Annotated in this window: 13 protein-coding genes; 1 reads left to right on the forward strand and 12 read right to left on the reverse strand. The window is 50.9% G+C overall.

Annotated elements, in window-relative coordinates; all coding sequences use genetic code 11:
• Positions 1–321 precede the first annotated feature (321 nt).
• From NW212_RS05445 to NW212_RS05470, 6 genes are all read right to left on the reverse strand, one after another.
• Complete coding sequence (locus tag NW212_RS05445; protein ID WP_258337635.1) at positions 322–1,338, reverse strand: endonuclease/exonuclease/phosphatase family protein; 1,017 nt, start codon at positions 1,336–1,338, stop codon at positions 322–324.
• Between the two features lie 19 nt (positions 1,339–1,357).
• Complete coding sequence (locus NW212_RS05450) at positions 1,358–2,878, reverse strand: SusD/RagB family nutrient-binding outer membrane lipoprotein (RefSeq protein WP_258337636.1); 1,521 nt, start codon at positions 2,876–2,878, stop codon at positions 1,358–1,360.
• Between the two features lie 20 nt (positions 2,879–2,898).
• The gene (locus NW212_RS05455; RefSeq protein ID WP_258337637.1) at positions 2,899–6,006 is read right to left on the reverse strand and encodes a SusC/RagA family TonB-linked outer membrane protein; all 3,108 of its coding nucleotides are present in this window, start codon (positions 6,004–6,006) and stop codon (positions 2,899–2,901) included.
• 438 nt (positions 6,007–6,444) lie between these two features.
• On the reverse strand, positions 6,445–9,252 hold the full coding sequence (locus NW212_RS05460) for a sugar-binding domain-containing protein (protein WP_258337638.1): 2,808 nt from the start codon (positions 9,250–9,252) through the stop codon (positions 6,445–6,447).
• Positions 9,253–9,315: 63 nt separating this feature from the next.
• Positions 9,316–12,609, reverse strand: coding sequence for a DUF5107 domain-containing protein (locus NW212_RS05465; protein WP_258337639.1), 3,294 nt, complete (start codon positions 12,607–12,609; stop codon positions 9,316–9,318).
• Between the two features lie 99 nt (positions 12,610–12,708).
• Entirely contained in the window at positions 12,709–14,064 is a 1,356-nt protein-coding gene (locus NW212_RS05470) for a sugar porter family MFS transporter (protein ID WP_258337640.1), read from the reverse strand.
• Between the two features lie 144 nt (positions 14,065–14,208).
• On the opposite strand from NW212_RS05470, the gene NW212_RS05475 reads away from it, so the two are divergent.
• Entirely contained in the window at positions 14,209–15,096 is an 888-nt protein-coding gene (locus NW212_RS05475) for an AraC family transcriptional regulator (protein ID WP_258337641.1), read from the forward strand.
• A 194-nt stretch (positions 15,097–15,290) separates the two neighbouring features.
• On the opposite strand, the gene NW212_RS05480 is transcribed toward NW212_RS05475, so the two are convergent.
• From NW212_RS05480 to NW212_RS05505, 6 genes are all read right to left on the reverse strand, one after another.
• Positions 15,291–15,860: a flavodoxin family protein gene (locus NW212_RS05480; RefSeq protein WP_258337642.1), complete on the reverse strand. Its 570-nt coding sequence runs from the start codon at positions 15,858–15,860 to the stop codon at positions 15,291–15,293.
• Between the two features lie 16 nt (positions 15,861–15,876).
• Positions 15,877–17,031: a DUF6057 family protein gene (locus tag NW212_RS05485; protein WP_258337643.1), complete on the reverse strand. Its 1,155-nt coding sequence runs from the start codon at positions 17,029–17,031 to the stop codon at positions 15,877–15,879.
• 9 nt (positions 17,032–17,040) lie between these two features.
• Positions 17,041–19,053 carry an alpha amylase C-terminal domain-containing protein gene (locus NW212_RS05490; protein WP_258337644.1) on the reverse strand — a complete coding sequence of 671 codons (2,013 nt, stop codon included), beginning with the start codon at positions 19,051–19,053 and terminating at the stop codon, positions 17,041–17,043.
• A 24-nt stretch (positions 19,054–19,077) separates the two neighbouring features.
• Complete coding sequence (locus NW212_RS05495) at positions 19,078–19,521, reverse strand: YhcH/YjgK/YiaL family protein (RefSeq protein WP_258337645.1); 444 nt, start codon at positions 19,519–19,521, stop codon at positions 19,078–19,080.
• Between the two features lie 107 nt (positions 19,522–19,628).
• Positions 19,629–20,420 carry an inositol monophosphatase family protein gene (locus tag NW212_RS05500; protein ID WP_258337646.1) on the reverse strand — a complete coding sequence of 264 codons (792 nt, stop codon included), beginning with the start codon at positions 20,418–20,420 and terminating at the stop codon, positions 19,629–19,631.
• Positions 20,417–21,538 carry a phosphatidylinositol-4-phosphate 5-kinase gene (locus NW212_RS05505; protein WP_258337647.1) on the reverse strand — a complete coding sequence of 374 codons (1,122 nt, stop codon included), beginning with the start codon at positions 21,536–21,538 and terminating at the stop codon, positions 20,417–20,419. Before NW212_RS05505 ends, NW212_RS05500 begins: the two co-directional genes overlap by 4 nt.
• Between the last annotated feature and the right edge of the window lie 10 nt (positions 21,539–21,548).

Here is a 21,548-nt window from a genome sequence, read left to right on the forward strand (position 1 = left end):
TTTCATAGTATTTATACAGTCTGGTGCTTGTGAAAGTATCAACTGTAGGGACAAAAGCGTTTGTTCCTAAAGACGAAAGCGACTGCAGTTCCCCAGCAGTCGCTTTCCTTTTTTTATTCTCTTTCTTCCCTTTTTCTTTCCTTCCCGCGCGGGTCCGGAAATCCGAAGCTTCACGCATCAAAGTTTGTCTTCAGTCTGAAGCTATATATCTTCAGTCTGGAGATATGCATCTTCAAGCTGGAGATTTATATCTCCAGGCTAAAGATACAGATTTTCCGCAGCAACCTCCGCTTTGCTGTCCGGCCGACGGCAAAGAGGTTTTTATTGCCACTCCAGAGTTACCAGCACGCCCTTGTGGTCGCTGGGCCACGTGCCTTGCGGTTCGATGATGGGATCCTGAGAGGTTTCATCAGCCCGCTTTCCGCGAATGACGGAAGCTTTCGGACCAAGAACGGCGGCTTTCACAGGCCGGACACCGGTGCCCTTGTAGAAAATAAAGTCGATGCGGTCCCGTTCATCCGCTTTGGGTGCCCAGGCCAGCTTGCCGATCTCCGCATCTTCATTAGAAGCCACCCAAGTAAAGCCGGGGTGTGTCACCGCGCTGGGATAGACCGTGCGGTAAGTGTCGTGGTAGCCGGCTTCGTGCAGCAGCCGTGTGGTAGTCCACGGCACAATGAACCCGTGATGGTCGTACAGGTCCTTTGTATCCGCCTGCCAGTCCATCCATGAAGGCTCATTGAAATCCCCCCCAACAACGACAGGCATTCCCTTTTCAATGTCTTTCTCGGCATGGCGCATCATTATCCTGATCTGACGCGGACGCTGTGAAGCATCATTCTGCGCCAGCACCTCTTCCACCGCCGCAGGAAGAGGACATTCTTTCCATGTCACTCCGTCATAGCCGCGAGGCAAGTAGCAGGCATAATGCGTGTAGTCCAGATGAACGGCATAAACGGCCATCTGCCGTCCTTCCACATCGATGACGGCACGGTTGATGCTGACCGAATCCAACGCTCCGCTTTCCACAATGGGATAACGGCTGAGGATGCCTCCGTCTTTACTGGGACATGTATAATACAGTAAACCTTTTCCGCGCAGGCTGCGGCACAGGCTGTCAGTAAAGTGTATGCCATGATAATCCCTCACTTCACACAGCGTGACTATATCGGGACGATGGGCCGCGACTTCGTCTGCGATTGCCTCGAAAGCACCGTCTACTTGCGTAGCGTCTTGCCAGACATTAAGCTGCAACACTTTCAGTTGCTTGCCGGTATCCGTATTTGCCCGAAGCCCTGCCGGCAGCAGGCAAAACAAAAATAGAAGCAGTTGTTTCATCATGTATGCAAAGTTACCCTTTTCACTGTAATATCCACATCACTCCATTGACTTCGTCCGAACCGTATTGGCGCTGGATGGCTGTTTCCACATTTTCGGTATTATAAGAAATCTCTACGTCGGGATACTGCCAGCGCATGGGCAATTTGTCCGGCGCGTTGAAGTTCTGGCTGGTTTCCGGATTGACAGGCAGCACGGGATAACCGGTGCGGCGATAGTCGTAATAAGGCTGATAAGGCAGCTGCATGAAAGCGGCAATGTACTTCTGCTCCATGATTTTGCGCAACTGCTCATCGAAACTGCCGGAGAGCTGCACGGAAGACTGTTCAAGAAAACTGTCGATGTAAGTGTCAGTCAGCGGATGGCCGTAGTGATAAGTTTCGCTGTCGGGCGTATGGTCATAGATAAATTCCATGCTGGCGCGTATGCCTTGCTTATACAGCTGGCTGGCATCGGCCGAAATCCAGCCGCGCAGCGCAGCTTCCGCCAGGATGAAGCACTGTTCGGCATAGCCCAACTGAATGTAAGGTTCGCCGGAAATATAATCCACGTACCGGGGATTAAGCCCGCTGCAGTCGCCTGCCGCATAGTGGTCTTTTACTTCCGAGATAGGAGCAGTAGGGTCTACACCCACAAAAGCGTCCCACGAAGCGGCGGCTACGCCCGCGTCAAGCTGGGTCTGTGCCGGCCGTCCGTAATAGAAGAGGCGGTAGTCCTGATTGTCTTTCAGCAGTTTTACCAGGAAGTCAGACAGCATGGCATAAGCCCAGTGACGGTTGGTAGACGAGTTGTATGGATAGTATTGCCCGGCTTTGTCAGAGAAAGCAAGTTGCAGGTTATCTTCGTTGCTTTCCATGAGCAGTCCGTTCTGGTAAGCCTCCCGGAAACGTTGGGCTACATTCAGGTCGGCATCGTCTTCTCTTTTAGAGAGGTTGATAAGCACGCGCAGCTGCAAGGCAGTCGCCACCTTCGCCCATTGTCTGGCACTGCCGCCGAAAACAATGTCACCGCTGAAATCCTGTGCGGCCGAGAGTTTGCTGTATGCTTCCTGCAAATCCTCAAGGACACCCAAGCATACATCTTTCTGCGTGTCATAAACGGGTGTAAGCAAACCTTCTTCTCCTTGCAGAATCTGGCTGTAAGGGATATCTCCCACTTCCAGCGTGTGGTTGAAAAGCACATAGGCTTTCAACAAGGCCGCCAGTCCTTCGTAGGCCGACTTGTTGCTCTCCGGAGCCAGCTCTGCCATGTTCTTGTAGTCTTGCAGGTAGGCATAGTCGCTGAAACTGGCGCGCCCGAAATCATTGTACTGGCCGTCTACGGCTCCCTCGCCCCATCCCAGGTATTTGGTGATGAACATATGGGTAACGAATGTCTTTCCCGAACTCGACGGTGCCAGTATCCCATGAATAGCGCCTGTCGCCAACAAGGAGGAGTTTACGTTGGTGGGAGTGTCCGGATTGGTATTGATGTCTTCAAAATTGGAACATCCTGCCAGCAGGGTGCAAACAATGCCTGCAGCTATGGTTTTGATATGTTTCATACGGATAGATTATTCTGTATTTAAATGTCAAGTTTAATGTTGAAGCCTACCAGACGGGTAGAAGGCGTGTTGATATCGTCCGAGCCTTTGTCAGGGTCAGAGAAACGGAATTCCTTGGTCCACATCAGCAGGTTCTGGCCGATGACACCCACAGTAAGGCCTTTCAGCTTCATCTTCTGGCAAAGGCTTGCGGGCAGGGTATAGCTGATCGCCACGTTACGCAGTTTGATGAATGTCTGGTCAAGCAAGTTTTGCGTGCGTACGGTACCGATGTAGGGATTCATAGTAGTCATGTATGATTCGTAAGACACGGGGATATCATTCGGTGCGAATACGCGGTCATCATATAACACATTTCCGTAAGAATCCCATTCGGCACTTCCCGAAACCAGCTTCACGCCATCGCCCACAAATGTAATGTTGCCGTTCACCACTTCTTCATAACGGTACTGGTTGTCACTGTCGATATGTGCGCCAGAGTTCCATAATGCCTGTTCGGTCTGCGCGTGCGCCAAACCTCCCACACGGCCGTCTACAGCTATGTCGAAAGTGAAGTTCTTCCATCTCAAGGTAGTGGAAAGGCCCCAGATCCAGTCGGGCGAGGTATATCCCTGTATGCTTTCATAAGGATTGATAAGCGGCAGTCCTTCGCTGTTGTGGATGATATTCCCTTCCGAGTCGCGCTGGTAGTCGTATGCCGAGATCCAGTCCCATCGTTCTCCCTTGGCTACCCACGGCTTCTGGGTAGAATATACGGGGTCGACATCTCCGTAATAGTAGCGGTCGCGCGCCCAGTTGAAAGTAGCTGTCCACATCAGATCTTCACGCTTGATGATATCTCCCGAAACGGTGATTTCATGTCCTTTTCGCACTTGCGTTTCGCCATAGTTTACAAGAGCACTTGTATAACCTGTGGTGGGACTGAGTGAAACGCTGCGGATGTTGTTATAGTTTTCTTTGTTGTAATAAGCATAATCCACCCGGAGCCGGTTTCCCAGGAAGCTGAGTGCCATACCAATTTCATAAGTGCGCGATTCCGAAGGCTTAAGCGTGGCGCTGCGGATGGTACGCGGGTTATAGGCGGCTGTCATATTATCCCAGACATTAGTGCTTACGGAATATACGCGGTTGATGTCGTATACGCCTGTGTCGTCTTTGGTCTTTGTCCACGAACCGCGCACTTTCCAGAAGTTGGTCCAGGAAGGCAGGGGAACGAATTCGGAAAGCACCACGCTTCCTGCCACAGAAGGATAGAAATAAGAACGTGTTTCTTCGGGCAAGGTAGACGACCAGTCGTTACGTCCGGTCACCTCCAGAAAGACGGTGCTGCGCCACGAAGCGGCTGCTTTTCCGTAGACAGAGTTTACCTGCTTGCCTGTGACACTCTTGCTGGAAGTAGAAGGTTCGACGGAAGCCGCCAGCGAATAGTAGCCGGGCAAAATGATTCCGTTCTGTGTTTCTCCCGTCAGGCTGCTGGTATTGTAGTAATAGATAGAGCCTCCGATGAATCCGTCTACCGAAAAATCTCCCCATTGTTTCTCTGCCATCAGCAACAAGTCGTTGTTGGTACTGAAACCGGTGTTGTTCCGGATGCCGTAATAACCTTTCTTCGAGCCCCATCCCGCCGTGGAACCTATGGGCGTCTTCCATTCCGTCTTGCTGCTGTAAAAGTCAACGCCCGAGCGCAGGGTTGCTTTCAGCCAGGGAGCAAGCTGATAAGAAGCGTTGATGTATCCGTTTACAAGGTTGTAGTCATTGGACGTGGTTACTTCATTGGCTATGAGGTAAGGGTTCTCATACCAGCTGCGGTCCATCCAGTTGGACTGCTGTCCCTCTTGGCCTTTTATCCAATAATCCTTATAATCGCGTATGTCGAAGTCGGCGCCACTCCAGATGAGCAGGTTATACAGATAGCCGCTTCCTCCGTAACCTGTTCCTCCCATGTTCGGATAGAAACGCTTGTTGTAGGAAAGTCCGGCATCGGCGCTGAATTTCCCGACATTCATGGTACCGGAAACGTTGTAAGTGATTTTGTTGAGCTTTTCATTGGGCCATTGTCCTTTGTTGTACACGTGCGTAAGCGAAGTGCGGAAACTTCCCAATTTGCCTTTTTGAGTCACGCTGACGTTGTTGTTGGTAACGAAGCTCAATTCCTGGAAGTTCTTCAGGTTGTCTTTGCCCACCGACACCAGCGGACGCATTTCCCACTCATAAGTATAAGGATTATACTGCAAGGCTTCCCGCCCGATGTCCATCTTGTCGCCCCATACGTAGCTTCCCGCAAGGTATTTGCCAGCCTGTCCGGTACTGTACGAAGTCTGCACTTCAGGCAGGCGCAGGTATCCGGCATTAAACATGGTACTGCTGTTGATCTGTATCTGCAATCCTTCGCCTCCGCCCTTTTTGGTAGTGACCATGATGGCTCCGCTGCCTCCGCGCGAGCCGTAAAGGGCTGAGGCTGTCGCTCCTTTCAATACGTCTACCGACTCGATGTCGTCTGAAGCGATATCGCTTAATGTCAAGTTCTGGTAAGGCACTCCATCCACCACAAGCAGAGGGGTTTCTCCTCGAAGGGTCAGCGTGGGAGCCTCGTTAAATTCGGTACTGTTCTGCACATTCAGTCCGGCAATCCTACCGGTAAGGCTGGTAGCCACATTCACTGATTTCACAGTGTTGAGCGCATCTCCCGATACTTTCTGCACAGAATAGCCCAAAGCTTTTTCTTCCCGTTTGATACCCAGTGCCGTAACCACCACTTCGCCCAACAGTTCGCTGTCTTCTTGCAGTGTAATGTGCAAGGGCTGGCTTGACTCCACCTTTACCTCTTGGGTTTTATAACCGATATAAGAAATGACCAATGTGGCTCCCGGGGTTACACGGACAGAAAATTCGCCATCGATATTGGTGATCGTACCGTTGCTGCCGTTTCCTTTTTCTATTACATTGACACCAATGATGGGCATTCCTGCTGCATCAACTACTTTTCCGGTAACCAAGTTACGGGTTTGCTGTTGCATATATCCTGTTTCAGTGGCAGGATTGGAAGCCCCCAACGGGGAAACTTGCAGAAAACCTGCCGCGCATAACAATCCTGCCAGATAGCGGAAACCGTAAGCATGTTTTTCCATTTAACGAGTGTATTTTTTGCGTTTTCCCTTTCGGACAACCAAAGAAAGGGCTATAAAAATTAGTGTTATGGAAACAGGTTGTCCTTCTTCTGATTTTGTCCGTTAACGGATTGGCAAAAATGCAAAAAAACGTTTCCAAACTCATAAGATAGCTATCGAAAACGCCGCAAAAATATAAGTGTGTTAAAAACATAGATATTGCGAAGATATTACGTTTATGTTTCTTCACACAAGGATTTACGGCCTGGACAGGAGTTTGAAAACACACGATGAATCTGTCAAACGACTCTTTTTACACGCAAAAATGCTGTGCATAGCCACCTCCACCGGAAGCGGACATGCAACAGCATTCAACACAGGTCCCGACATGTCTGGAGCCTGAACAAAATTTAAACGACGGCAGGCTCCTGCATTCTCCGCCGAAATAACAGCAAACGTTCAATTATAAATGGAAGTGGCATCCGTCTGTTGGACTTCCTCCTTCCCCTGAGGCAGCAACAAGGAGCGGAGTTCCTCTGCCGTAACCGGCTTGCCGGCAGGATGAAACTCAGACGAATTCATGTAACGCAGCAAACTGTACAGAAGCTGCTTCACTTCCGGCTTGTCTGCAATGCCATCCGACAAAAGGTCCATGGTGCTTACCATCAGACTCCCTTTGCCGCACCGCGCCTCAAAGACAGACGCCAGACGCCGGTTGTTGGTGAAATTGTCCACCGATTCTATGATTGGAGTGACAGACCGCAATGAATCCAGAACAACGACACGCGAGTTCTTCACCAGCCTCCACCACTGCCAGTCGGTGTGCATGTCGGTAGGGAAGAAACGCAGAGCAGGATGTGACGGATCGCAAAGCAGCCCCATCGTGCCGGCCTGTTTCGGAAAATGTACCGGACTCCAGAATACCGGAACAAACTTTCCTTCCAGTCCCTTTACGCATTTGTATGAAGGAGAAAACAAAACCTTGCACCCCTCTTCCAACGATGCCAAGGCTTTGTCCACATCTTGAGTGACAACCACTTCGCCAGAATCCAGGGAATCAAGTTCCGGATATACCCAAATGTTCCAAGAGTTCTTCCATTCAGTTCCCTCCATCTCCACTTCAAAAGTCAGCCTGGAGGCTTCGCTCACCTTGTTCAGGGCAACACAGACAGAACCGGCGGAAGTGACAGTCCCTTTTGAGGCGGTCACAGCAGGCAACTTTCCTTCAAACAAAGCCACTCCGTTCTTGTCCTTCAGACTCCAGCTTACCGACTTCCGGACTCCTGCATTTGAGTAATTGGCAATTTCGACCCAAGCAGAAAAAGACTCGCTGCCTGAATAAACCGCCTTTTCAAAACGGGACAAAAGGACGAGAGGTGCGCAGAACTGCCGGAAAGTACGCGAGTCGGTCAGGCCTTTTGACTCCCAGAACGAGTTCAGCAGACCGACAAGAGCCGTGCCCTGCCCGGAGAAATCGCTCAGTCCGAGCAACTGGAATCCGCTGAACTGAGGGGTCTTCATCGCGCGTTCAATCTCTTCCTTATACAGTTTCACCGCCAGTTTTCCCGAAGCCTCCAGATACTGTCCGGCTTTTTCAAACAGTCCCTTCTTCTCCAGATCTTTCTTCACGGCCTTGAAGTTCAAAGGATCCAACACGCCCGTATATCTGGCGATTTCTTTCATGTCAGGATAAACCGCATACTGTCCTATCTCATGAGAAATCAGCGGAACGCGGATGTCTTTTGCTGCCTGACGATAATCTTTGTCGGAACAAGGGAAATCCTGATCAAAGCCCCCCTGCCCTCTCACCCAGCCTCTTTCAGTCCACTGGGTGATAAAGAACTGATCCTGCGGTTCCGGACGGGCACCATGCCCTTTCTCGAAAGTAAACGACGTTGTCGCATACAGGTGACGGCTGTCCTTTGCCTTCATATACGCAACCATCTCATTGAGCAGATCAAAGTCCGGCTGAAGCTCATTTCCAGCCGTCAGCAGACAGAACGAAGGATGGTTGCCGTATGACCGGACGATACGGTCGAACTCGCTGTACAGGAAACGGACTGTTTCCTTATCCTTTCCAACCGACAACGACCAGTTCGGCAGTTCCACCTGAAGATAAAGCCCCATCTTGTCCGCCGCCCTGAACGCAGCCTCCGGAGGACACCATGAGTGGAAGCGCAAATGATTCAGTCCCCAGTCTTTAGCCGCAGCGAACTCTTTCATCCATCCTTCTTCCGTCACAGGAGGTGTGCCTGTCAGCGGAAAGACACAGCATTCAAGCGTCCCCCGGAGAAAGACACGGTTGCCATTCACCGTAAGATGATTTCCGTCCGCACTCACTTCCCTCATTCCGAAAGACACTTCATTTTCCTGCACCGCTTTCTGCCCATGCGTCCGAACGCCGGCAATCAACGTGTATACAACGGGAGAGAATTCATCCCACAATGCAACATCCTCCCCCATCGCATATTCCGCTTCAATCTGTTTCCGTCCATCCGGAACGAGTACGTTCATTTCCGGCATTCTCTTTTCCGTACCCGACACGTTATCCTTGATTCTGAAAACGAGTTTTGCCCTTTTCTGCTTTCCGCTCGTGTTTTCCAGTCCGGCCACAACCCGTATCTGCTTCCGCTCCACATCCGGATAAACATCCACCTGCTTTACATATACTTCGGGAAGCACCTTCAAGATCATCTTTCCCAGCACGCCGTTCCACATAATCTGCGTATCATTTGTATACGCATGCGCCAGATTGTTTTCCGATATGTCATACAGCTTGCGGTTGTCGATCCGCAGGACAAGCGAATGCTTCCCCGCAGACAGTCCCTCCGGCATCTCAAAACAGTGAGGAGTGGTCAGGCTCTCCTCCACCTGCGGCCTTTTCACTCCGTCTACCCACAACTCGCTCCGCCACATGACACGCTCAAAAGAAAACACCAAAGGCTTGCCTGCCATAGACTCCGGTATCTCTACCTCACGTGCATACCATGCGGCGCCAATATAAGCGTGCTTGCGTGTAAGGCGGAGAAGCTGAGGCTTCTCTAATGCCGGCGCCAGCGAATTGGGAGTTCCCAACCCCGCATCATCTGTCGTCCCGGGAAGGCTGACAGTCTGAGCGAACTCTTTCTTATACCATTCTTCCCGCTCTCCTCTGTCCGTACTGTCCAGTGCTATTTTCCATTCGCCGCTCAAATCAATGGTCTGAGCCTGAACAGATGCACCCAGAACAAACAGTATGATTCCCAAATAATACTTAACTTTTTCCATCTGTTGTCTGTTTATACGATTCAACATAAATTTCCGTTCCTCATACGGGAACACCCTCTCCATTCATAAAGACATCAGGTTTATCAGGCTGCGTAATGCCTGAATGCCCTGATGGTTGTTATCCAATCTTTCTACCTCACTTAAAAAACGGAGTGATTTTTCTTTCTTTCCCAGCCCGTAATAGCCTAAGGCAAGCATGTACTTGCAATGGATTTCATTGCGCAGGTCCAGGCTGTCTTCCCATATCAGCAGGTCGGGCAACGATACGGCAAAATAATCCATCTTCACCTTATCAAACAAATGTTTTTCGCCATAGTTGGTCAGTTTGTAGAAGCGTCCGTTTGCCTCGTCCTTCCGTCCAAGCTTCAGCAGAGCAAGTCCCTGATAAAAGATCTTGTCCGGCTTCGCATCGTTGTAATAGAGTGCAGCGGCAGGTTCAGTCGGTCCGGCCGTCGCCTTTTCCCAACACTCCTTCGCTTTTCCAGCATCCCCCATCCCTTCGTATGCACATCCGAGGAAATAATAGAAATCATTTTCCTGAGCACCATAAAGTTTTCCTTCACCCAGATGATGCGGATATACCAGACATTCATCCAGCAGTGATACGGCATCCTGCCATTTGTGTGCGGCCAGCGCATTCTTTGCCAGTTCTACGCGGGCAAACTGATATTGTGCCGGCACCTTGCCTTCGCCTCCTTCCCATGGGTGGAAGATATGTCCGTCCAGCAGCTCTTTGGCTTGAGTGTAATCGCCGGTCTGATTCAGCAGGGTGATCTCTTCCAGCAACAAGTCATCCCGGCCGGCTATCAGTTGCGGATATTGCTGCAGGAACGCCAAACGCTCGGCGTGCGGACGCTGCATCCGTTTATAGAGCTGGTCAAGCTCCATGAGAATACGGGCATCGGTTGTGTCAAGGGCGAAAGCACGCTCCATACATTCCACGGCAAGCCGTTTGTCATCTTTCTTGTTGAAGTAAGCCAGCGCCAGGTTGCGCCATACGGTGGGGAAATTTCCGTCCAGTCTGGCGGATGCCTCCCAGCCGCTGATTGCCAGATCGTATTGCCGCTTGTCGTAATACAGGTTGCCTAAATAATAAGGCGCCTTCGCATCGCCGGGATTTTCTCCGATGGCGCATTGCAGGGCAAGGACAGCCTCCAGACGGTTCGGGAAACAATAGTCCGGACAGCAGGCGGCAGCATCGGCAAAGGCCTGTTCCGATCCGTCCAGCCCGCCCTGCTTCAGACACCAGCCCAAGTAATAATAAGTCATCGGCGTTACAGCCTGTTCGCCGACAGCGATGCGCCACAAGCAAGCGGCTTCTTCCCAACATCCGGCTCCGCAATAGTCAAGCGCTATCTCATCGTAGTTGTTGGCGTCACGGCGCATCAGCTCTTTCAACACATTCAAATCTTCTTCCGCACCCGTCAGCAAGTATTTCTCAAAACGGCATCCGAAATTGAATTTGTCGATGGCAAGCGATTCGCCGATGAGGCGCAAGGCTTCTTCCTTGCGTCCCGTGCGGCGCAAAACGGTCGTTTTCAAGGCACGCGCCTTGTGGTTGTGCCAGTTGCGTATCAGTGAGCGGTCCGTTTCGTATAGCGCGTCTTCCCATCGTCCTTGCATGACTGAAATCTGTGCGCAGGCAAAATATCCCGCATCCTGCCAGGCTCCGTTCCATGTCGACTTATAGAACCGGCTATAAGCTTCTCCGATGCGTCCCTGATACTTCAATGCCAGTCCGAGATTGTAAATCGGCTCTCCGTCATACGGATTCGGATTGCGCTTCTGCAGCACCTTCACAGCCGTGCGGAGGTATTGTTCCGCTTTGTCGAAACGTCCTTTGCGGATATACCACAAGCCGAGGGCATTGTTGTTGCGTACATCCATCGGGTCGCGCCGCAAGGCCTCTTCGTAGTAATCCACCGGATTGTAGGTGGCGTGGCGGTATTGTTCCAAGTGCAGTCCGGTCAGGTAGAGCTGTTCGGTCGTTTTAATGTCTTCGGGAAGCAAGGCGGCCTCGGCAGCATCAGGAACAGGTTTCACCTCGTCCGGTTCAGCGTGCCAATACAGCACCTCACGCCCCTTTGAGGTGACGCTCAGGCAAAGACGGCCGAAGCTTTCCCCTTCCGTATCTGCCGTTTCGTCAAGCAGCTGTTCAGGCGTAACGGTCACCTCCCGGTCGTAGTACACTTTTCCGTCTTCTCTTTTCAACGTCACGCGCACCTCCTGTCTGGAAGTGGCGAAAATCCTGAAATGCACCTTGCCGTTGCCTTCGGGATCGATGTTCATCAGCAAGTCCTTGGTAGCGTTCTTCACAATGCCCAGCTCACGGTAAGGAAGAAAATACTGCGTGAAACTCTTTTCTTCATACGGCTGAAGCCACGTAAAGTCGGGCTGGTTTTCAGTATATACACCAGCCATCAGTTCAATGTAAGGGCCGTCCTCATCAGTCAGGTTACGGTCCCATGCCCGTCCGAAGTCGCCGTTTCCCCAAGTCCACTGCTTCTTTCCCGGAGAAACATGGTGGTTTGCCACATGGAGCATTCCTGCATGTGTATCGTTCTCATAGCCTCCTTCAAAATCAAACCGCGAGTTTACAGCCATGTAAGAAGTCGGGACCTTGATGTTCTTGTAGTTCGAGATATCCACCCCTGCCGAATAGTCCATCTTATAGTATGTTCCTGTAGCGATCGGAAAACTGCTTACGGCACGTTTTCCATGGTCAAACACGGCATTGATGTCGGGCGGAAACACGCTCTGGTAATGATCGTTGACTGCTACGGCAGGGTTTGCCCACCAGAGAAATGTCTGCGGCACATCGGTACGGTTGTAGAGCACGCCCTTTATTTCCAGGTAAGCGTGCCCCGGACGCAAAGTGAAGCCTGCCATACCCTTCTGGTGGAACATCCGTTCCATTTCGCTTACCCACACGGTCACACTTCCGTCAGCATTCTCTTCAATGGTGCAGTCGACCGGCATAAAGGTGCTCGGACGGTGGTGCTGCGGCCAGTTGAACTCGATACCGCCAGAAATCCACGGGCCGGCCAGTCCTACGAGAGCGGGTTTGATGACATGGTTGTAGTAGATGAAATGGCGGTTCTTGATTTTGTCGTATGCCATCTGCACGCGTCCTCCCAGTTCCGGAAGAATCATGACCTTTATATACTCGTTCTCTATGAAAACCGCATTGTATGCCTTGTCCTTCTTCTCGTCCGAGATAGACTCTATCACCGGATAAGGATAAACCACACCGCTGCTTCCCTGATACACTCTCTTTTCCAGAAATATCGGATTCTTTTCAGGCTTCCCCACTTCATATGTCGGGATTACAACCTGCTCTTTCCATGCTTTTACCATTTTGCAAATAAAGATTTATGACTATGATTCATTTAAGTTATTTGATTCGCCGGCCATTCTCGTCCGGCAGGTACCTTGACGGACGAGAAAACGGGCAACTCATTCTGACAACACTTTTCCCAGTTCCTCCAGCGACTTGCCTTTTGTTTCCGGCAGCCTGAAGAAAAAGAAGACGAAGCCTGCGATACAGATGCATGAATAAATCCAGAAAGTGCCGCTTGTCCCGAGAAACGTGTTCAGAAACGGGAAAGTGTAAGTCAGTATGCAGCTCGCCATCCACAAGGCAAACGTAGCCACAGACATGGCGACGGCACGTATTCTGTTGGGAAATATCTCAGACAGCAGGACCCAGGTAACCGGACCGAGCGACATGGCATAGCATGCTATGGCAAGCACGACCAGCACCACCATCATCACCCCGTTTACCTCCATATAATAGCAGGTGCCCAGAATGGCGTAAATTCCGGCAAGCCCTCCTGCCCCGACAAGCATCAGCACACGCCTCCCGAGGCGGTCGACCGTATAGATTGCAACAAATGTAAACACCAGGTTGGCTATACCCGTGACGACAATGTTGATGAACGTATTGTCGACATCATAACCTGCCGACTGGAAAATTTCCTGTGCATAATTGAAGATTACATTCGTACCGCACCACTGCTGAAACATGGCAACAATGATTCCAAGCACCAGCATCAAGCGGCAGGATTTGCTGAAAAGCTGCTTCAGACCGCCCTGACTCTTCTTCTGCATCTCCGCTTCTTCAAACGTACGGAGTTCACGCTGCGCATATTCCCTGCCTCCGATCTTAGACAGAGTGAACAAAGCCATGTCTTTTTTTCCGCTCATCGCCAGCCACCGGGGACTTTCAGGGATGAACAGTGCCATAAACAGGAACACAAAGGCCGGAAAGGCGGCTGCCCAGAACATCCACCGCCAGGCCATCTCCCTGTTCCACACGTCACTGTCGCTGACCAGAAGCCAGTTGACAACCTGCGCCGCAAGTATGCCCACCACAATCGTCAACTGGTTGAGCGAAACAAGCCGCCCGCGTATCGAAGCCGGCGCCACCTCCGCTATATACATCGGCGAAAGTCCTGACGCAATGCCAATGGCGATGCCGCCGAAAAAACGGACAGCCAGAAACAAAGCAAACGAATTGAAGGCCCCTGTACCGTAAGCCGTAACCATAAACATGAAGGCCGAAACCAGCAAGAGCAGCTTGCGCCCCAGCTTGTCGGCGAGCAAACCGGCCGTCAAAGCCCCGATCAGACAGCCGGCAAGCGCTATGCTCATCGCCAGTTCCTGCATCGAAGGATTTCCGACAATGCCGAAATATTGCTCGTAAAAAATTTTCGCTCCTCCGATTACCACCCAGTCGTAGCCGAAGAGAAGACCTCCCATCGCAGAAACAATGCAGATGAAATAAACAAAACCTTTGTTGTAGTTTTCCATATTCAGTCAGATTTCAATTATGTTATTCAGATATTGCAAAGGTAGCGTTAATCAAGATCCCGGGAAATGGAATATTTTATTTTGAGGATGGACTTTCTTACGTTTTTTTGGTATTTTTGTGTCTATATACACCAAGCCTCGACCATGATAAGACAAAAAGACGGATTTAACGGAGAAAGGGCGCTCGTTGTGCCTCAACTGGTATTGAAGATGATGGGAAACGATCCGCTGGTATCTATGCTGCACATCACAGACATAGGCTATTACCCGAAGGCACGCCATCATTTCAGGGAAAGGAAAACGCCCATCGACCAGTACGTACTGATCTATTGCCTGGACGGAGCCGGACGCTACCGGATAGGAAGCCGTGAGTTTCAGGTATCGGCAAACCAGTACTTTATCCTGCCTGCCGGCATCCCGCATCTCTATGCGGCGGACGACAATGACCCATGGACAATCTACTGGATCCATTTCAAGGGGCCGCTTGCTCCATACTATGCGGAAGGAGCGACGAAGCCTTTGGATATTCTGCCGGAAAAACACTCGCGGATCAACAACCGCCTGAACATTTTCGAAGAGATCTTCAACACATTAAAGTCCGGATACAGCAACGAAAATCTCCGCTATGTTTCTTCACTGTTCCATTATTACCTCGGATCCCTGCGCTACATACAGCAATACCGGAACGCAAGCAGCGAACCGGGCAATGAGGGTGATGCCATAAAAGAGGCCATCCATTTCATGCAGGAAAACATAGAAAAACATGTCACCCTTCATGACATGGCCGCTCAGACCGGATACTCCCCTTCCCATTTCTCGGCGCTATTCAAAAAACAGACCGGACACGCTCCGCTTGCCTACTTCAACCTGCTCAAAGTACAGCAGGCTTGTTTCATGCTCGACTCGACAGACATGAAAATCAATCAGATATGCTATAAAGTGGGAATAGAAGACACTTATTATTTCTCGCGTTTGTTCAGCAAAATAATGGGAATGTCACCCAGCGAATACAAAAAGACGAAAAAAGGCTAGTCCAGACAACGGCTGAGGCAGAAAAGTTCATCTCCAGACTGGAGATGCATATCTTCAAGCTGGAGATACAGATTTTTCCTTGTCCGGATTGGCGAAGTGCCTTGCCTGCGGCCATATGCCAGTATGAAATCTTTCCCTGCCACAGCAGATACGGCATCCGGACTCTTCCATACTCCATATAAGTCTGAAACACCCTATATTTTTCTTAAAGCTCTGCGGCAGGAACGGAGTTTCCTTTCGGTGACCGGACGCTTCTTCGTCCCGCCCTGCTGCACTGCAGCCACCACCTTGAATCCGCTCCACTTCAGAATCTCTTTCAAGGCCCTGACCACTCCCTGGGATTGGCCGAACAGAATGTTGAACGGAAAGGGAGTCGTGCAGGCAGCCACAAGAATCGCTTTCTTGCCTTTGTGCAGCGGCTTCGGAATGCCGCTTGCGCTCTCTCCCATCATGCCATAGACAATCCGGTCGAACAGCACTTTCAACTGCCCGGGCATATTTCCCCAATAACAGGGAGCGCCAACCACAAGGACATCGCAAGCCTCTATCAGCCCAAGCACCCGCTGCGCGTCATCCTCAGGCAAGACACAGCTCAGACGGCTGCGGCACACCATACACCCCGTACATGGAGCCACATTCAGATCAGACACAGAAAGGCAGGTCACGTCGAACCCCCTTTCTTCCGCCTCTTCCCTGACGGCAGCCAGCATCCGGGCCACATTTCCCTTTTTCCGAGGACTTCCGTTGATAACCAATACTTTCATCAAAAAACAGATTCTGTCAGTTCTGATAATCAAAATACCACCAGTAAGTATTTCCGTAATGCCTGCGCAGCCAGTTCTCGCGCTCCTTGGCCGAAACATACTCCTTTCCCTTCTCTTTATACTCCATAAACCGGCGCACGCACGACGAATCCCTCGCCGCTAAAGCGACGGAGTCGGAACGCTGTGAATGGTAGAGCACCATCGCCTCACGATAGAAGCGGGGCAGCGTATCTTCGGGTTCAAAGAAGTCGTTTACCGCCGTTGCAAACTCCTCCAGATTCTTGTCAAGAAGCAGCGCCGACAGATAGTAGTCGAGCGAAGTATATTTTCCGGTTCCCTTATAACAGATGTTGCGGAGAAAGACATTCCGGTCCTCCCCCTTATACGGCCTTGCCCCCAAAAGGTAATAGATGGAATCGTTTGTATACCGGAGCGTCTGCAATGAATCATCGGGGAAGAAAAGCCCGTCCGAACGATAATACTGCGGATAGTCAAACAAACGGTCGCCCATCGAACCTGTCCGCGCCATGGCCATGCCGCGCAAGGCAGTGAATGTCCGGCTGGCTTCGAGCGACTTCTCGCCCACCTGCATCGCCCGTCCGTAGTCGCGGTTGCGGAGATAATATTCGGCCTGCAATTCATGATGGAATGACCTGTCTGAATTACCGCAAAGAACAGTCATTACGCACAAGACAAGCAGGATGAACAGATTGCCGTTGACAATCCCCATCGTATTGTCTTCCTGGTTCAAACGGATTCTGAACACTCCCCTCAACCAGTATGTCACGCCTATAAAGACAATGATCAGAAGCGGAAGAAGCCACACCCAGCATGAGTGGTACGACGAGGTATAGACATCGCGCCCAACGTCCGTCAAAGCGCACAGCACCAGGAAGGAAGGGACATACGACAAGGCGCGCACATATCCCTTGAGCCCCAGCAGGCTGTTCACCCCCCATCTGAGCAGCAGCAGAATCAGCGTGATGACAATGGCACTCACCGCCGGAGCAAAATGCGTCTTCCCATGCGCCAGCGAATAGTGCAGGGCTTCAAGCATCTCGCGCTGGAACACATACAGATAAACAAAACTGAAAACAGAAAAAAGAAGACCGCAAACCACGATCATGATGCGTGCGGCCTTCTTATGAAATGAATTGGCGTAATAACTCATAAACAAAAACTAAGCTTTCACCCGTTTCAAGACTACGGCGGAACGGGCAGGTACGTACAATTTCAGCCATTCTTTCTTGTCCTTCGCATAGAGCGGGTCAGCGCAAGTAAAGTGGCGGAGCGAATCGTCAGAGAATCCGAAGCCGCCGAAAGCCTTGTTGTCCGTATTCAGCACCACATCGTATGCTCCGCGCGGAACCAGGAAACCATAGTCGGTGAATGAACGGGTCGGGTTGAAGTTGAACACAAATACCAGGTCTTTTCTGCGGTAAGCAAGAATCTGATCTCCGTCGTTATGCCAGACTTCGATCACATCCGATTTCTGGATGTTCTTCACATCGGTGAGCAGATGCACCATCGCCTTGTCAAAATCGCCCAGATAATGATAGCACAGGCTCTTGTCGTCAACCAGATGCCATTGGCGGCGGGCATATTTGTAAGACCATCCGTTGCCCTCACGCGGGAAGTCGATCCATTCGGGATGGCCGAACTCGTTTCCCATAAAGTTCAGGTAACCGCCGTTGATGGTAGAGGCCGTGAGCAGACGGATCATCTTGTGCAGAGCGATACCTCTCTCCACCACGCCGTTCTCATCACCCTTCCTGAAGTGCCAGTACATGTCAGCGTCAATCAGACGGAAGATAATGGTTTTGTCGCCCACCAAAGCCTGGTCATGGCTTTCACAGTAGGAAACGGTCTTCTCATCCTTACGCCTGTTTGTCACTTCCCAGAACAGGCTCGACGGCTTCCAGTCCTCATCACGCCGTTCCTTGATTATCTTGATCCAGTAGTCGGGGATATTCATCGCCATACGGTAGTCAAAACCGTATCCGCCATCTTCTATCGGCGCGGCAAGTCCCGGCATGCCCGACACCTCTTCTGCAATGGTGATTGCCTTCGGATTGACTTCATGAATCAGCTTGTTGGCCAAGGTCAGGTAACAGATTGCATTGTCGTCCTGATGTCCGTTGAAATAGTCCCCGTAGTTGCAGAAAGCCTCGCCCAGACCGTGGCTGTAATAGAGCATCGAAGTCACTCCATCAAAACGGAATCCGTCGAAGCGGAACTCTTCAAGCCAGTACTTGCAGTTTGACAAGAGGAAATGCAGCACCTCGTTCTTGCCATAGTCAAAGCAGAGAGAGTCCCAGGCCGGATGTTCCCGGCGGTCGCCCTGATAGAAATACTGGCACGGATCGCCGGCAAAATTGCCCAGTCCCTCCACCTCGTTCTTCACCGCATGCGAATGCACGATATCCATAATTACGGCGATGCCCATCTGATGAGCCGCATCAATCAGCTGCTTCAGTTCGTCAGGCGTTCCGAAGCGTGAGGAAGGAGCAAAGAAACTTGAAACATGATAGCCGAAGCTGCCATAATAAGGATGTTCCTGGATGGCCATGATCTGGATGCAGTTGTAGCCGTCCTCCTTCACGCGCGGAAGCACATTTTCGCGGAACTCATTGTAGGTTCCCACACGTTCGGCGTCCTGCGCCATTCCTACGTGGCATTCATAAATCATAAGCGGACCCACGTTTGGCGTGAAGGCCTTTTTCTTGAATTTGTACGGCTTTTCAGGATTCCACACCTGCGCGCTGAATATTTTTGTGACATCGTCCTGCACAACCCTTCTTGCCCATGCCGGGATACGCTCTCCGCAGCCTCCCTCCCAGTGAACTTTCAGCTTGTAAAGGTCGCCATGCTTCATCGCTTTCTCCGGAAGCTTGATTTCCCAGTTGCCGCTGTTGCGTAGACGCTTCATCTTATAGGCCGGCATTTCTTTCCACCCGTTGAAATCGCCGATCAGATAAATCTCTGTAGCATTCGGCGCCCATTCGCGGAACACCCATCCTTTGTCGGTGTGGTGCAGTCCGAAATAAAGGTGCCCGTCGGCAAAGTCCGACAATTTCTTTTTCCCCGTCAATTCTTTTTCCTTGGCAACAGCGTGTTGGTGACGTCCGTTGATGGCATCAGCATACGGCTCCAGCCACGGATCATTTTTGATGATATTCAAAACCTCATCCATAGTATCAGTTATTTTGTTTGACAATTATTTCGCGCGAACTTTCACAATCACTTTCTTTACTCCATCCGGAGTTACCCCCGGCGCATGAGCGTCTTCAGGAAAGAATATGGCAAACATCCCCGGTTTGACAGTCAGATAGTCGGTGGCCAGACCTTCATAGAAAGTTATATCCTTTTCCGGATTATAAGAAGCTTCCGGAAGATCTGTGCGAGGCATATAGCCCATCAGCTCCACTCCCGACAGCGGAATCTGGATATCGATGAAATTGTCATGCGTTTCAATCCTGGCCTCTTCTTTCGTTTTCGGGCGGGTCTGCGAGAAATTGACGGTCAGTTCGCCTTCCTTCAAGACCACCTTCCCTATTTCATGCGCATTCAGGTCAGTGGATTTCAGAAACTCCACAGCCTGTACGAACAAAGGATTCAAAGCTACGTACTTTTCCAGATTTTCTAATTTGTCGATAACCATAATGCAATGTTTTAATATTAATAATCCGATTCAGCCCATACCTGTACGGCTTGAGCTACACAAACTTACGAAATATATTCTGATAATCCGAAAAAAAAGGGCGTTTTTTAAGAGCCTGCCAGGATTTTCAACAGAAAATCATGTATTTTCCCGTTTGACGCCACGACCTGGCTGCCTTGCTCATAACTGTCCCCTCCGCAGAAGTCGGTAACACGCCCTCCCGCATTCTGCACAATCAGAATGCCGGCAGCAATGTCCCACGGACCGAGAAGAGCCTCTACCCTTGCATCAAAACGCCCGCATGCCACATAGCACATTTCGGCTGCGGCAGCGCCTACGACTCTCGTCCCCGCCACCTTCCCGTAAACGCCGTCCACCAGCTTCCGGAACACCGGCCTGTAGGCATCCGCATCGTACGGCAGGCCCAAAGCCAGAAAAGCATTGTCCGCGCAATCCACGTCCGAAACGTGAACCGGCTCGCCGTTCCGGTACGAAGAATCGCCTTTGCAGGTCCAGAAACATTCATCCCTGCAAATTTCATACACAACTCCTATCAGGATTTCCTCGCGGTCACGCAAAGCGATGCTGACGCAGTAAGGAGCATTGTCGTGGATAAAATTGGTTGTGCCGTCCAAGGGGTCGACCACCCAGCAATAAGGCTCTCCGGAAAATCCGGCACTGCCCTCCTCAACAATAAAACCTGCCTCGGGAAGCAACTCCCTCAAGCAGGCTACAATTCTTCTTTCCGACTCTTTGTCTACATAAGAAACATAATCGTGCGCATGTTTCTTCTCCACCCGTTCGCGGGAGAACCGGCTTCTTTCCTGACGGATGAAGCTTCCTGTTTCCACAGCCAGCGCACGCACCTTCTCCGTCAGTTCCTGTAAATTCAGTTTCATTTCTTTTCCTCCAGCAAACGTCCATACTTGAATGTGCCTTTCCGGATCACCTTGCCGTCCGCATCGGTTTCCACAAAAGGCCCGTCCTTCTTTCCCTGCTTGAAAAAGCCTTCAAAACGGATTCCGTCTTTGCTCACGAGTGTGCCTTTGCCGTCTTCCTTGCCTCTCACGAATCCGCCTGTATATACAGAGCCGTCGGCCGTACGCAATGTGCCTTCGCCTTCAGCCATGTTGTTCTTCCACTGTCCTTCGTACACGTCGCCGTTCGCCCACTTGTAGGTTCCCGTTCCCGAACGCTGGTTTCTCAGCCACTGGCCTTCATAAATCGCTCCGTTCGCCCACGTGAACGTGCCTTTGCCGTTCTGCCAACCGTTGGAGAACTGTCCGACATACCTGTCGCCGTTGGGGTAAGTATAAATGCCCTCTCCCGTGCGTTCTCCGTTGACATAATCGCCTTCGTATTTTTCTCCGTTCTGAAAATAATAGATTCCCTTTCCTTCCTGCACGTCGTTCTTCCAGTCGCCCACATACTTGTCACCGTTGGTATAGTAGAAAGTGCCTTTTCCGTCACGCATTCCGTCTTTCCATTCGCCTTCATATTTCGAATTGTCTTCCCACGTCATGGTACCCTGTCCGTTCTTCAAGTCATTTTTCCACTCTCCGCTATAGGTAGCTCCTCCTTTCCATATATAGGTTCCCTTTCCGTCACGCTTGTCCTGATGCCATGTTCCGTCATAGAAGTCGCCGTTATAATAAGTCATGGTGCCTTTCCCTTCCTGAAAGTCCTGAAACCAGAACCCGTCGTAACGGTTATTGTTCATAAAATAGAAAGTTCCTTTTCCATGCTGCTGGTCCTGATACCATTCGCCCACATACTTCTCCCCGTCGCTGAAAGTATAGGTACCCTGCCCCTGGCGTTTCCCCTTCACATATTCACCCTCATACACGTCGCCGTTCTTAAACACAGTACGCCCTCTTCCGTTCGGCCGCCGCCCTTTCAGTTCTCCGGTATATTCGGCCCCATCCTTGAATTTATAATATCCCAAAGACATCTGAGCCGAAACGGAATTCGTCCCCACAGCCAGAAGGGCAAACAACAAAATGCTATATTTATTCATTAGATTATTC

The organism is Bacteroides sp. ET225, from assembly GCF_024733745.1.
GTDB classification, from domain to species: domain Bacteria; phylum Bacteroidota; class Bacteroidia; order Bacteroidales; family Bacteroidaceae; genus Phocaeicola; species Phocaeicola excrementipullorum.

Excerpts from the sequence above, each read along its gene's own strand:
- NW212_RS05445 (WP_258337635.1), bottom strand. The coding sequence starts at position 1,338 with ATGATGAAACAACTGCTTCTATTTTTGTTTTGCCTGCTGCCGGCAGGG.
- NW212_RS05450 (WP_258337636.1), bottom strand. The coding sequence starts at position 2,878 with ATGAAACATATCAAAACCATAGCTGCAGGCATTGTTTGCACCCTGCTG.
- NW212_RS05455 (WP_258337637.1), bottom strand. The coding sequence starts at position 6,006 with ATGGAAAAACATGCTTACGGTTTCCGCTATCTGGCAGGATTGTTATGC.
- NW212_RS05460 (WP_258337638.1), bottom strand. The coding sequence starts at position 9,252 with ATGGAAAAAGTTAAGTATTATTTGGGAATCATACTGTTTGTTCTGGGT.
- NW212_RS05465 (WP_258337639.1), bottom strand. The coding sequence starts at position 12,609 with ATGGTAAAAGCATGGAAAGAGCAGGTTGTAATCCCGACATATGAAGTG.
- NW212_RS05470 (WP_258337640.1), bottom strand. The coding sequence starts at position 14,064 with ATGGAAAACTACAACAAAGGTTTTGTTTATTTCATCTGCATTGTTTCT.
- NW212_RS05475 (WP_258337641.1), top strand. The coding sequence starts at position 14,209 with ATGATAAGACAAAAAGACGGATTTAACGGAGAAAGGGCGCTCGTTGTG.
- NW212_RS05480 (WP_258337642.1), bottom strand. The coding sequence starts at position 15,860 with ATGAAAGTATTGGTTATCAACGGAAGTCCTCGGAAAAAGGGAAATGTG.
- NW212_RS05485 (WP_258337643.1), bottom strand. The coding sequence starts at position 17,031 with ATGAGTTATTACGCCAATTCATTTCATAAGAAGGCCGCACGCATCATG.
- NW212_RS05490 (WP_258337644.1), bottom strand. The coding sequence starts at position 19,053 with ATGGATGAGGTTTTGAATATCATCAAAAATGATCCGTGGCTGGAGCCG.
- NW212_RS05495 (WP_258337645.1), bottom strand. The coding sequence starts at position 19,521 with ATGGTTATCGACAAATTAGAAAATCTGGAAAAGTACGTAGCTTTGAAT.
- NW212_RS05500 (WP_258337646.1), bottom strand. The coding sequence starts at position 20,420 with ATGAAACTGAATTTACAGGAACTGACGGAGAAGGTGCGTGCGCTGGCT.
- NW212_RS05505 (WP_258337647.1), bottom strand. The coding sequence starts at position 21,538 with ATGAATAAATATAGCATTTTGTTGTTTGCCCTTCTGGCTGTGGGGACG.